The 11,933-nt window shown below is 75.1% G+C and carries 8 protein-coding genes and 3 pseudogenes; 7 read left to right on the top strand and 4 right to left on the bottom strand.

The window, feature by feature from the left end:
- Positions 1-115: 115 nt before the first annotated feature.
- Positions 116-1,792: a PucR family transcriptional regulator gene (locus AAHZ94_RS17525; protein WP_349993852.1), complete on the bottom strand. Its 1,677-nt coding sequence runs from the start codon at positions 1,790-1,792 to the stop codon at positions 116-118.
- A gap of 672 nt (positions 1,793-2,464) precedes the next feature.
- Between AAHZ94_RS17525 and AAHZ94_RS17520 the strand changes: the two genes are divergently transcribed.
- From AAHZ94_RS17520 to AAHZ94_RS17505, 4 genes and pseudogenes are all read left to right on the top strand, one after another.
- A complete protein-coding gene (locus AAHZ94_RS17520) occupies positions 2,465-3,376 on the top strand; it encodes an FAD binding domain-containing protein (RefSeq protein ID WP_349993853.1) in 912 nt (303 codons plus the stop codon).
- A pseudogene (locus AAHZ94_RS17515) lies at positions 3,361-3,651 on the top strand ((2Fe-2S)-binding protein); the annotation flags it as partial. The gene AAHZ94_RS17520 and the pseudogene AAHZ94_RS17515, both read left to right, overlap by 16 nt.
- A 231-nt stretch (positions 3,652-3,882) precedes the next feature.
- Positions 3,883-4,158, top strand: a pseudogene (locus tag AAHZ94_RS17510) ((2Fe-2S)-binding protein); the annotation flags it as partial.
- A 276-nt stretch (positions 4,159-4,434) separates the two neighbouring features.
- A pseudogene (locus AAHZ94_RS17505) lies at positions 4,435-5,820 on the top strand (xanthine dehydrogenase family protein molybdopterin-binding subunit); the annotation flags it as partial.
- 187 nt (positions 5,821-6,007) lie between these two features.
- On the opposite strand, the gene AAHZ94_RS17500 reads toward AAHZ94_RS17505, so the two are convergent.
- Both AAHZ94_RS17500 and AAHZ94_RS17495 read right to left on the bottom strand, forming a co-directional pair.
- Positions 6,008-7,321 carry an FAD-dependent monooxygenase gene (locus AAHZ94_RS17500; RefSeq protein WP_349993851.1) on the bottom strand — a complete coding sequence of 438 codons (1,314 nt, stop codon included), beginning with the start codon at positions 7,319-7,321 and terminating at the stop codon, positions 6,008-6,010.
- The gene (locus AAHZ94_RS17495; RefSeq protein ID WP_349993850.1) at positions 7,318-8,715 is read right to left on the bottom strand and encodes an MFS transporter; all 1,398 of its coding nucleotides are present in this window, start codon (positions 8,713-8,715) and stop codon (positions 7,318-7,320) included. The genes AAHZ94_RS17500 and AAHZ94_RS17495 overlap by 4 nt, the downstream gene beginning before the upstream one ends.
- 324 nt (positions 8,716-9,039) lie before the next feature.
- On the opposite strand from AAHZ94_RS17495, the gene AAHZ94_RS17490 reads away from it, so the two are divergent.
- A complete protein-coding gene (locus AAHZ94_RS17490; RefSeq protein WP_349993849.1) occupies positions 9,040-9,672 on the top strand; it encodes a TetR/AcrR family transcriptional regulator in 633 nt (210 codons plus the stop codon).
- An 88-nt stretch (positions 9,673-9,760) separates the two neighbouring features.
- Here the strand turns inward: AAHZ94_RS17490 and AAHZ94_RS17485 are convergent, their stop codons facing one another.
- On the bottom strand, positions 9,761-10,594 hold the full coding sequence (locus AAHZ94_RS17485) for a helix-turn-helix transcriptional regulator (protein ID WP_349993848.1): 834 nt from the start codon (positions 10,592-10,594) through the stop codon (positions 9,761-9,763).
- A gap of 117 nt (positions 10,595-10,711) precedes the next feature.
- Here AAHZ94_RS17485 and AAHZ94_RS17480 point away from each other — a divergent pair, with 117 nt between their 5' ends.
- A complete protein-coding gene (locus AAHZ94_RS17480) occupies positions 10,712-11,776 on the top strand; it encodes an aldo/keto reductase (RefSeq protein ID WP_349993847.1) in 1,065 nt (354 codons plus the stop codon).
- Positions 11,748-11,933, top strand: a 186-nt coding sequence (locus AAHZ94_RS17475) for a hypothetical protein (protein ID WP_349993845.1), incomplete at its 3' end; no start/stop codon positions are given. The genes AAHZ94_RS17480 and AAHZ94_RS17475, both read left to right, overlap by 29 nt.

The following is an 11,933-nucleotide window of genomic DNA, read 5'->3' as shown; positions in this document are numbered from 1 at the left end:
CCCGCGCCCCGGGGGGGCCGCGCGCCCCCGGCTCCGGAGCACCCGCGCGGCCACCCGGAGCGCCCGACCTGCCCCGCCCCAGGGCGCGCCGGTCACCGGAGCGTCCGACCGGCCGTCAGTTCAGCCGCAGCGCCAGGAAGAAGTCCAACTTGTCTTCGAGCCGCGCCAGGTCGCGGCCGGTGAGCTGTTCGATGCGGCCCACCCGGTAGCGCAGGGTGTTCACGTGCAGGTGGAGCCGGGCCGCGCAGCGGGTCCAGGAGCCGTCGGCGGCGAGGAACGCCTCCAGGGTGGGGATGAGTTCGGCCCGGTGCCGGCGGTCGTACTCGCGCAGCGGGTCGAGCAACCTGGCGGTGAAGGCGCGCCGCACGTCGTCGGGGACGAACGGCAGCAGCAGCACGTGCGAGGCCAACTCCTGGTGCCCGGCCGCGCAGACGGTGCCGGGGCGGGCGGCGGCGACCCGGCGCGCGTGCCTGGCCTCCTCCACGGCGCCGCGCAGCCCCTCGGCCGACAACACCGCCGCGCTGACCCCGATGGTGAGCCGGCCGTCGTCGGCCAGGCCGCGGGCGAGCGGTTCGCGCACCGCAGCCAGCAGCGCTTCGGCGTGCACCGTCGCATCGGCCCCCGGCCCGTCGCCGGCCAGCGCGGGCAGCGGCACCAGCGCCACCGCCTCGTCCCCGGTGTGGGCGACCGCGATCCGGTCCGAGGGCTCGGGCCCCGGCGCCGCCGGGTCCCCCAGGCTCTCTTCGAGCAGCGCCCGGGCCACGGGCCCGCCCGGCCCCTCGGCGCCGGCCCACTCCACCCGGGCCACCACCACCTGCCAGTGCGGCGCGCTGCCGAGCCCGGGCAGCAGCACCGGGGCGGCGACCCGCAGCCGCGCGGCGACCTCCGCCGGCGGCGCGCCCGTCTGCACCAGTTCGAGCACTTCCTGAGCCAGCCGGCGCCGCACCGTACGGGCCGCATCCCTGCGGTCGCGCTCGACGGCGATCAACTGGGTCACCCCGTACAGCAGGTCGAGCCGCTCCGCCGGCCAGTCGCCGGCGTCCGCCTCCACCACCAGCAGCCAGTCCGACAGCACCGTCTCGCGCACCTCGCCCGCGGGTGCGCCGCGTCCGCTGTTGCGCACCGGGAAGAGCGAGTACGTGCCGGCGGCCGTGGTCAGCCGGTACGGGGGCGTGCGCCCGGCGCGCACCGCGGCCAGGTGTTCGCCGGCGAGCCTGGCCCGCAGCGCACCGGTCAGCGCGGGACCCTGCCCGGCCACCGCCGAGCCCGCGATCTGCCGACCGGCGGCCGACAGCACCCAGGCCCGCAGGTCGAGGTCGCTGCTGAGCAGGTCGAGCACCACCTCGGGGCCGCCGCCGGCGGGGCCCGAAGTCATCAGCCGGCGGTGGCGGTCGACGACGGCGGCCAGGTCGCCGGCGCGTTCGCTGGAGACCTGCCGCACCACGTGTTCGGTGATGGAGGCGAAGGCGACGTCCTCGACGACCGAGAACAGCGGCAGCCCGTGCCGGACACAGGCCAGCACCAGGTCCTCGGGGACCGCGCCGAGCTCCGCCTCACCGGCCGCGAGCCCGGCGACCCCGGCCGCCGTCAGGATGCGGACGAAGCGCTCCGAGTCGGCCGGCTCGCGGCGCCAGGCCAGGCCGGTGAGGACGAGTTCGCCGCCGGAGAGGTAGCGGCTCGGGTCGCGCAGATCGGTGGTCATCACGCCGCGCACGGTGCGGTCGAGCTCCTCCTCGCCGCCGAGCAGGCGCAGGCCAAGGGCGTCGGTTTCCAGCAGGGCGCGCAGCCGCATCGTCTCGTCAGCCGATCTGTCTCGTGGGGCGGACCCGGGCGCCGGGCCGCGGGGCGCGGCGCCCGGTGGGTGGGCGTGGGGCGTGAGGGGGAGGGCGGATACGGCGCGGAGCGCGTGCACCCGGCACCCGGCCGTGCGGATCGGCCGGTGCGGGGTACCCGTAGCCCAGGTCACGTGGGGCGATCGCCAGAGCCCGCGCTCCATGTCGTTCGTTCGAATCTACAAGACCGGGTTGCTGGCCAGCCAACCGCTGCCCGCACCACTGCCCTCAGGGGCACGCGCCACGGCCGGCCCGGGCGCCCGACGGCCGACCGGGGCATCCGACGCCCGACGGGCGCGCGGCCGTACGCGTCGGACACATGCCGGCTCGGCGTGGGCGCCGGACGAAGGAGGAGGCAAGCGCAGCCGTTCGCGCCCGATCAGTGACCCGTACGGCTCGTACGGGATGCGAGCCGTACGCGCCGGCCGCATGACGGGAGTACGGGCCGGGCGGATGACTGAGCCGGGTGGATGAGTGAGCCGCGCGGCTCGTACGGGCGCGAGCCGTACGCACCGTACGAAGGAGAGGCGCGGCGCACCGGGCGGAGGAGAGGGCCGACGCACCGGATCGGCGGGAGCCGGACCGGCCGGACGGGTGAGAAGCGCACGCGAAGAGAGCGGGAGAGCACGAGCATGGAGTTCCTGCGCCCAGCCACCTGGGACGACGCGCTGGCCGCGAAGGCCGCGCACCCCGCCGCGGTGCCGATCGCCGGTGGCACGGACGTCATGGTCGACATCAACTTCGACCGCTGCCGTCCCACCCACCTCATCGACCTCACCCGCATCGGCGACCTGTACGACTGGGAGGTCGGCGCGACCCGGGTGCGGCTCGGCGCCGCCGTCCCGTACGCCCGGATCACGGCCCGGCTGCGCGGTCCGCTGCCGGGCCTGGCGCTCGCCGCGGACACGGTGGGCTCCCCGCAGATCCGCAACCGCGGCAGCGTCGGCGGGAACCTCGGCTCCGCCTCGCCCGCCGGCGACTGCCATCCGGCGCTGCTCGCCGCCGGCGCCGAGGTGGAGGTGGCCTCGGTGCGCGGCACCCGGCTGATCCCGATCGACGCCTTCTTCACCGGCGTCAAGCGCTCGGCGCTGGCGCCCGACGAGCTGATCAGAGCGGTACGGATCGTCCGGGCGACCGGCCCGCAGCAGTTCGCCAAGGTCGGCACCCGCAATGCGATGGTGATCGCGGTGTGCGCGTTCGGCCTCGCGCTGCACCCGGCCGAGCGGCGGATCGGCACCGGCATCGGCTCGGCCGCGCCCACCCCGGTCCGGGCCGGGGCAGCCGAAGACTTCCTCGGGGCCGCGCTCGCCGAGGGCGGCCACTGGACCAGCGGCCGGCCCGTACCGCCGGCCGTCGCCCGACACTTTGCCGCCCTGGTCGCCGACGCCTGCCGGCCCATCGACGACGTGCGCGGCAGCGCCGCCTACCGCAGGCACGCCGTGACGGTGCTGGCCCGCCGCGCCCTGGACCTGGCCTGGGCCGAGTACCGGGCCACGGGCGGCGGGGAACCGGAAGGGGGCGCACCGCGATGCGCGTCAGCATGACGGTCAACGGCCGCCCACAGACCGCGGACGACGTGTGGGAGGGCGAGAGCCTGCTGTACGTACTGCGCGAACGGTTCGGCCTTCCCGGCGCCAAGAACGCCTGTGAGCAGGGCGAATGCGGATCGTGCACGGTACGCGTCGACGGGGTGCCGGTCTGCGCCTGCCTGGTGGCCGCGGGCCAGGCGCACGGCCGTTCGGTGCTGACGGTGGAGGGGCTTGCGGCGTACGCGGCGGAGCGGGCCGCGGCGGCGGGTACGGGCCCGGCGGTGGGCACGGGCCCGGTAGCTCCGGTGCGGTGCCCCGGGCGCGCTGCGGAGCCTGGGTCTGCTGCGGAGCCTGAGTCTGCTTCGGGGGCTGGGCTCGCTGCGAAGTCCGGATCTGCCGCCGAGCCCGAGCCCGCCCCACAGCCCGGACCCAAGCCCAGGCCCGCCCCGGACCCCAGGCCCGACCCGGCTCCCCGTCCCGACCCGGCTGCCGACTCCCGTCCTGATCCGGCCCCCGACCCCACCCCCGGCACCAGTCTCGACGCCGCCCGGCGCTGGCGGGCCGGGCCGGACGGGGCGGAGGGTGGCGCGCTCGCCCCGGTGCAGCAGGCGTTCCTCGATGCGGGCGCCGTCCAGTGCGGGTTCTGCACGCCGGGGCTGCTGGTGGCGGTCGATGAACTCCTGGAGCGGGAGCCGGCCCCCTCCGACGCGGACGTACGCGAGGCGCTCGCCGGCCATCTGTGCCGCTGCACCGGCTACGCCACGATCCTGGCCGCGGTCCACCTGGCCGCTGCGCGGACGGCGGGTGGGAACCGTGCCTCCGGGGCGGGCGGCGAGGGTTCCGCCGGCCGGTGCGCAGCCGGGCAGCACGGGGACTCCGTGCCCCGCACGACCGGTGAGGCTTCCGCCGGCCGGAGCGGAGACGGGGGCTGCGGCGACGGGGAAGGGGACGGGAAGGGGTACGGGGACGGCGAGGCCCCCGCGCCCCGCGTTACCGGTGGTCAGGGCCCGGCAGCCCGCACGACCGACCCTGCCCCCGCCACCCGCGCGGCCGAACCGGACGGAGCCTGACCCATGCCCGCGCCCCGCATCCCGAACGGCCCGTCCCCGACGACCCCCACGCCCCCGACAGCCACCACGTCCCCGGCGGGCATCACGCCCCCGCAGGCCACCACCTCGCGGGCCGACACCATCCCGGCCGGCACCACCCCCAGCACCACATCACCGGACGCCACCACATCGCCGAGCCGCCCCACCCCTGCGAGCACCCCCCCCCCCACCCGCCCGAGCGGTGCCAGCGGCGGCACCATCGGGGAGTCCGCGCCCCGCCCGGACGGCACGCTCAAGGTCACCGGCGACTTCGCGTACGCGTCCGACCTGTGGCACGAGGACCAGGTGTGGGGGCACACGCTGCGCAGCCCGTACGCCCACGCCCGGATCGTCGGCATCGACGTCGGGCCCGCGCTGCGCGTGCCCGGCGTCCGTGCGGTCCTCACCCACCGGGACCTGCCCGCCGCCACCCACTACGGCCTGGAGATCTCCGACCAGCCCGTGCTGGCCGGGGACGTCGTGCGGTTCCACGGCGAGCCGGTGGCCGTCGTCGCCGCCGACCACCCGGAGACCGCGCGCCGCGCCGCCGCCCGGATCGTCGTCGACTACCGGGAGCTGACCCCGGTCACCGACGAGGCCGGCGCCCTCGCCCCGGACGCCCCGGTGCTGCACCCGGGCCGCACCGACGCGCACGCGGCGCACGTGCCGCACCCCAATGTGGTGTACCGGCAGCCCATCGTGCGCGGCGACCTGGCCGCCGCCCGGGCCAGGGCCGCCGTCGTGGTCCGCGGCGACTACGCGGTCGGCATGCAGGACCAGGCGTTCCTCGGCCCCGAGGCGGGGCTCGCGGTGCCCGCCGACGACGGCGGCGTCGACCTGTACGTCGCCACCCAGTGGCTCCATTCCGACCGGCAGCAACTGGCCCCGGTGCTCGGCCTGCCGCCCGAGAAGGTGCGCATGACGCTCTCCGGCGTCGGCGGCGCGTTCGGCGGGCGCGAGGACCTGTCCATGCAGGCCCACGCCTGTCTGCTGGCGCTGCGCACCGGCCGCCCGGTCAAGATGGTCTACGACCGGTACGAGTCGTTCTTCGGCCACGTCCACCGACACCCGGCCCACCTGCACTACGAGCACGGGGCGGACGCCGCCGGCCGGCTCCAGTACCTGACCTGCCGCATCGTCCTGGACGGCGGCGCCTACGCCTCCTCGTCACCGCTGGTCGTCACCAACGCCGCCGCGCTGGGTGCCGGCCCGTACGCCGTCGATGCCGTGGCGATCGAGGCGCTCGCCCTGTACACCAACAACCCGCCGTGCGGCGCGATGCGCGGCTTCGGCGCCGTCCAGGCGTGCTTCGCGTACGAGGCGCAGATGGACCGGCTCGCCGCCGCGCTCGATCTGCACCCGGTGGAGTTGGGGGGGGGGGGGGGGCCGGCGGGGGGGGGCGCGGGGGGCGCGGGGGGGGGGGCCCCCCCCCCCCGCGGGGGCCCCACCCAACGCGGACCCACCCGGCGCGAACCCACCCCGCACACACCCACCCACCGAACGCACCCGCCGCACCGAGCACGCCCACACCCACACCCACACCCACACCCACCCGACCTCACACCCCGGGCCCCACCACAAGCCCCACCTCAGGCCCGGCCGCCGCAGGCAACGTGAGCGCCGAGTGTGCCGGCTGCGCCTCGGTCGGTGGTAGTGCGCTGAGGCCGCGCAACATCGCGTTGCGCCGTTCCAGGGCGTCGGCCGTGATCGGGAAGAGCGCGGCGTCCCCCTCGCCGACCAGGTCCTGGTTGAGGGTCACGAACGTGCGGGTGGCCTGCTCGTAGGCGGCGAAGCCGGCGGTGTGGTCGCGCCCCGCCAGACAGTCGGCGAGCATGTACGCGCCGACGAGGGCCAGGCTCGACCCCTGTCCGGTGAGGAAGGAGGGTGCGTACGCGGCGTCGCCGACCAGTGCCACCCTGCCGCTGGACCAGCGGGGCATACGGATCTGGCTGACCGTGTCGCAGAACAGGTCGTCCGCCCCGTACAACGCGCTGAGCATGCCCGGCACCTCCCACCCTGCGTCGGCGAAGACCTCGGCGACCAGTTCCCGGCTGGCCTGCGGGTCCCGGAACGCGCCCGGCGGCGGCGTGCGGCGGGCGAAGGTGAGGAGGGCGTGCACCTCGTCACCGTCCCCCGGCGCGTAGAGCGCGGCGCACCGGCCCGGGGTGTTCCACAACACCGCCTCGTGAGCGAGCCCGAGAGTGTTGCGCATCGTGAACCCGGCGAAGCAGTAACCGAGGTAGCGGTGGAACTGCTCCTTTGGCCCGAAGATGAGGCCACGGGTCCGCGAGTGCAGCCCGTCCGCGCCGATGACCAGGTCGAACGTGCGCGTCGCGCCCCCGCGGAAGGTGACGTCCACCCCGGGTCCTGACGGATCAGTGGAGTCGCTGGTTTCGCCGGTTTCGCTGGTGCCGATGGTGTCGATGGTGTCGATGGAGTCGCGGAACAGGAACTCCACGTCGTCGCGGACCGCCTCGTACAGCGCCCGGGTGAGGTCCCCGCGCGGCACCTCAAGGTCGCCGTCGGTGCCGCCGCTCAGGGCGTGCGGGGCGACCGCCGCCACCTCGCCGCCGTGCGCGTCGAGGAAGGTCAGCCGGCGCAGTGCGATGTGCGCGTCGCGCAGCCGCGGCAAGACGCCCATCCGCCGGACCACTTCGAGTGCGGTGCCGCGTACGTCGATCGGGTAGCCGCCGCTGCGCAGCGCGCCCGCCTTCTCTACGACGGTGACGGCGCATCCGCGGCGGGTGAGCCAGTAGGCGAGCGCGGGCCCGGCGATGCTGGCCCCGGACACCAGGACGGTGCGCGGGCGCGCGGGACGGGTACGGACAGTGCGGGCCGTGCCGGACGGGGACGGCGGGTTGGTGGGGTTCATTCGGTGACTCCTTTGGTCAGGGTGCGGGCGACGAACAGGGACAGCGCGGTGACGGCCCCGGCGACCGCGAAGCCGGTGACGAAGGCCGATTCGGCCGGGACAGCGGACCCTGCGGGGGTGCCCGCGGTGAGCAGGGCGCCGCTGATCTGCACCCCGACGGCGTAGCCGACCACCCGTGTCACCAGCACCAGGCCGGTGGCGATGCCGGTTTCGCCGTGCTGCACCGCGGTGGCGGTGCTGGTCACCATGGCCGTCACACACAGGCCGTTGGCGAGCGCGATCAGCAACTTGCCGACGACCAGGTGCCAGATCTCGGTGTGCACGGCCGCCAGCGCGAGCAGGGCCGTGACCATGAGGACGGTGCCCGTGGTGACCACCGCCCGCGGGCCCTGCCGCCGCGCCCAGGCCCCGCTCAACGGCCCCGCCAGCGAGGCGGCCACCACCCCGGGCAGCAGGTAGAAGCCGATCTCGGTGGCGCTGGCGCCGAAGCCGTACGCGTCGGTGGGCACCGCGAGCAGTTGCGGGACGAGGTAGACGGCGACCGAGGTGCCGACGCACATCACGAAGGTCAGCGCGCACGCCTTCCACACCGCGGGCCTGGCCAGCAGCCGCAGGTCGACCAGGGGCGCGGCCACCCGGCGCTCCACGGCCACCCAACCGATCGAGCAGCCGACCATGGCGGCGACCAGAAGGCCCAACAGCGTTGGCTGCGCACGGAGTTGGGGTGCGCGGGCGAGTACGGCCATGAGGATGCCCAGCGCTCCGCTGAGCAGGAACAGGCCGGCCCAGTCGATGCCGGCGTCCACCGCTTCGCGCAGCGGGTCGGGCGGCAGCAGGCGGTGCACCAACACGGTGGCCACGATGACCGCGCCGGGGGGCAGCGCGAACATCCAGTGCCGGGACAACCCTTCCGCGACCGGCCCTGCCGCCAGCGTCCCCGCCATCCCGCCGGCCACGAACAGGCCGCTGACCGTCCCGATGGCCACCTTCGACTCGGCCGCGGGGAGGTGGTCGCGGACCAGGATGAACGACAGCGGCAGCGCGCCCACCATCGCCCCCTGGAGCACCTGTCCGACCAGCAGGACCGGCAGGTTGGGCGCGGCGGCCGACACCAGGCCGCCGACCGAGACCACCGCCATCAGCCGGACCAGCACCCGCCGCCCGCCGTACCGGTCGCCGAACCGGCCGGCGAGCGGGGTGACGAGGGCACCGGTGATGAGCAGCATGACGCTGAGCAACGCCCCTTCGGACGGGCTCATGCGTAACTCGCGTTGCAGGAGCGGCAGCGTGGGCGTCACCACCGACTCCAGGGCTCCGGTGGCGACCGCCAGCAGGCCGATGGCCGCGACGGCGGACCTTCCGATGCGTACGGGCGGGGTCAGGGTTGCGGTCATGGGCGTCCTTCCGTCATGGCCGTGCGGGGCGAGGGCGGTACGCGCCGTCGCCGCGCCTGGCCCGGCACGGGCCCGTTGGACCTGGTGGGCCCGTTGGACCTGGTGGGCCCGGTGGGGCTGGGGCGGGGCACGGTGGTGCGTCGGGCATCGGGGCCGAGGTCTCCGGCTCAGCGCCGGGAGGCAGGAAGCGGGCGGGCGCGCCCCGCCGGGCGGAGCAGGGCAGGGCAAGGCAAGGCAGTGCAGGGCCGTGCGAGGCGAGCAGCGCTGCGCGCCGACCCCAGAACTACACTACACCGTGCAGTGCAGTTCGGTTAGGATGAGGCCATGCCGACCACGAAGACGCTGCGTGAGGGGTCCACGCGCAAGCGGGCCGCCATCCTCACGGCGGCCCGCGAACTGTTCCTCACCGACGGCTTCGACCGGGTGAGCGTCGATGCGATCGCCGCCCGGGCCGAGGTGTCCAAGCGGACGATCTACGACTACTTCGGCGACAAGCAGACCCTGTTGCGGGCCGTCGTCGACGCCGTCGGGCAGTCCCTGGTCGACACCGTCGGACACACCCTCGACGACACCCTGACCGGCGTTCCCGAGGCCGGCGAACTGGAAGACGCCCTGGTCGCGTTCGCCCTGCGCATCGCCACCGACCTGCTCGGCTCGGCCGAGTACGCCACCTTGCAGCGCCTGGTCAAGGTGGAGTCCGGGCAACAGCCGGGCCGCGGCTACAGCGCCATGGCCGACACCCCCGAAGAGGCGCTGGCCGAGCGGTTCGCCGCGTTCGCCGGCGCCGGGCTGCTGCACGTACCCGACGCCCGGCTCGCGGCCGATCAGTTCATCGCGCTGACCTTCGGTGTCGCGCTCGACCGGCTCGGCTCGGCGAACGCCACCGAGGACGCCCGCGTCCAACCGCTGATCATCGAAGGCGTACGAACCTTCCTGAGGGCCTACCGCCCGGCGTAGTGGTGACGGCGCGGCGGCTCGCACCCACCGACGGGTACGAGCGCGCGGCGGGCCCGTGCCCGGGGGCGACCCCGCGCGCGGTCGGGTCTCACCCCGTGCACAGCCGGTCCAGCGCGGCCTGGCTCGGCCCGTCCGCCGCGCGGAAGATCACCAGCCGCTGGTCGGGGTCTTGTAGCGGTATGAGCACCTCGAACCGCACGGCGATCGTGCCCACCTCGGGATGCCGCAGCACCTTGTCCCCCCGGCCGGGCACGGTCACCTCGCGCTCACCCCACAGCCGCGCGAACTCCTCATCACAGGTGAGGAGTTCGGCAATGCGCTCGGTCAACTCCTGATCGCCCGGGTACGCGGCCCACGCCGCACGGAGCTGGGCCACCCCCTCCCGTACGACGCGCTCCCGGTCGGCGTAGAGCTCGCGCACCTGCGGATGGCGCAGACACAGCCATATCGCGTTGCGCTGCACGGGCGGCAGGGTGGTGAAGTCCACCAGCAGCCGGGCCATCTCGGGGTTCCAGGCCAGCACGTCGTAGCGATGGTTCAGCAACATGGCAGGCAGCGGCGACAAGTCGTTGACCAGGCGGGCCAGTGACGGCTGTGCGGCGCTGGCCGCCTTCTCCGCGCCGCGGGGGCGCTGCTGGGCCAGGTTGAAGAGGTACGCGCGCTCCACGGGCGCCAGCCGCAGCGCCCGCGCCAGCGCCTCCACCACCTCGGCCGAGGGCCGCAGCCCACGCCCCTGCTCAAGTCGTACGACGTAGTCGACGCTGACCCCGGCCAACTCGGCGACCTCCTCACGACGCAGCCCCGGGGTCCTTCGGGCCTGCCGGCGCACGGGCAGCCCCAGATCGGCCGGGTCGAGCCGCTCGCGCCTGGCCCGCAGGAACGCTGCCAACTCCTGTGTGGTGTCCACGGTGTGGGTCGTCATGTCTGGTCCAACCGCGAGGGTGGGACTGGCGTTCCCAGGAACAGCCTTCCCTTAACCCCCCGCCCCGACCGCAGCAGCCTGGTGTGCGACAACAAACCACGGGCACGGGAGAAGACCATGTCACTCACCCTCGACACCTACCGGCTGCTGGGCCGCTCCGGGCTGCGCGTCTCACCGCTCGCACTGGGCACGGCCACCTTCGGCACCGCCTGGGGCTGGGGCGCCGAGCAGGACGAGGCGCGCAGACTGTTCGACCACTACGTCGAGCGGGGCGGCAACTTCATCGACACCGCCAACGTCTACACCGACGGCAACTCCGAGCGCATGCTCGGCACCTTCACCCGCGGCCGGCGCGAGAGCCTGGTGCTGGCCACGAAGTACACCTCGCTGCGCCGGCCCGGCGACCCCAACGCCCGCGGCGGCAGCCGCAAGAGCCTGTTCACCTCGGTGGAGGCGAGCCTGCGCCAGCTCGACACGGACTACATCGACCTGCTCTACCTGCACGTATGGGACGAGGCGACACCGGTCGATGAGATCCTGCGCGGCCTGGACGACCTGGTGCGCCAGGGCAAGGTGCTGTACGTGGCGATCTGCAACGCCCCGGCCTGGCAGGTGTCCCGGATGCAGACCATGGCCGAGCTGCGCGGCTGGTCGCCGCTGGCCGCGCTCCAGATCGAGTACAACCTGATCGAGCGGGGCGGCGAGCGCGACCTGATCCCCATGGCCCGCGAGCTGGGGCTCGGCGTGGTGCCGTACTCGCCGCTGGCCGGCGGGGTGCTCACCGGCAAGTACCGCCGCGAGGACCTGGCCACCGCGGCCGTCGCGGCCGACGACGGCACCCGCAAGAGCTTCAACCAGGCGCTGGGCACGGTCACCGGCCGCAACCTGGACATCGCCGACGTGGTACGGGAGGTCGCCGGGGAGGTCGGCCGCTCCCCGGCCCAGGTCGGTCTGGCCTGGACGCTGCGGAACCCGGACGTGACCGCGCCGATCCTCGGCGCCCGCACCATGGCCCAGTTGGAGGACAACCTGGGCGCCTTCGACGTCGACCTCACCGCCGCCCAACTGGCCCGGCTCGACGCGGTCAGCGCGATCGACCTCGGCTACCCGCACGCCCTGCTCAAGAGCGAGCACGCCCGCAAGGTGACCGCGGGTGACCTGCGGCTGGCGGCCAGGCGCTGACGTCCACCGGGGTGGGGGGGGGGGGGGGGGGGCGGGCGCCCCCCCCCCCCCCCCCCCCCCCCCCCCCCCCCCCCCCCCCCCGCGGCGTTTCCTGCGCCCCGGTGTCCCAGCAACTCCCCGTACACCGTTGATGAATCGGGGAGTTGGGCGCCGGGCC

It is taken from the genome of Streptomyces sp. HSW2009, assembly GCF_040240285.1.
Lineage (GTDB): Bacteria > Actinomycetota > Actinomycetes > Streptomycetales > Streptomycetaceae > Streptomyces.
This window is presented reverse-complemented; position numbering and strand designations above follow the sequence as displayed.

What these genes read in the sequence shown, in the direction of transcription:
- AAHZ94_RS17500 (WP_349993851.1), bottom strand. Translation starts at nt 7,321, where the DNA reads ATGAACCCCACCAACCCGCCGTCCCCGTCCGGCACGGCCCGCACTGTC.
- AAHZ94_RS17525 (WP_349993852.1), bottom strand. Translation starts at nt 1,792, where the DNA reads ATGCGGCTGCGCGCCCTGCTGGAAACCGACGCCCTTGGCCTGCGCCTG.
- AAHZ94_RS17495 (WP_349993850.1), bottom strand. Translation starts at nt 8,715, where the DNA reads ATGACCGCAACCCTGACCCCGCCCGTACGCATCGGAAGGTCCGCCGTC.
- AAHZ94_RS17485 (WP_349993848.1), bottom strand. Translation starts at nt 10,594, where the DNA reads ATGACGACCCACACCGTGGACACCACACAGGAGTTGGCAGCGTTCCTG.
- AAHZ94_RS17480 (WP_349993847.1), top strand. Translation starts at nt 10,712, where the DNA reads ATGTCACTCACCCTCGACACCTACCGGCTGCTGGGCCGCTCCGGGCTG.
- AAHZ94_RS17490 (WP_349993849.1), top strand. Translation starts at nt 9,040, where the DNA reads ATGCCGACCACGAAGACGCTGCGTGAGGGGTCCACGCGCAAGCGGGCC.
- AAHZ94_RS17520 (WP_349993853.1), top strand. Translation starts at nt 2,465, where the DNA reads ATGGAGTTCCTGCGCCCAGCCACCTGGGACGACGCGCTGGCCGCGAAG.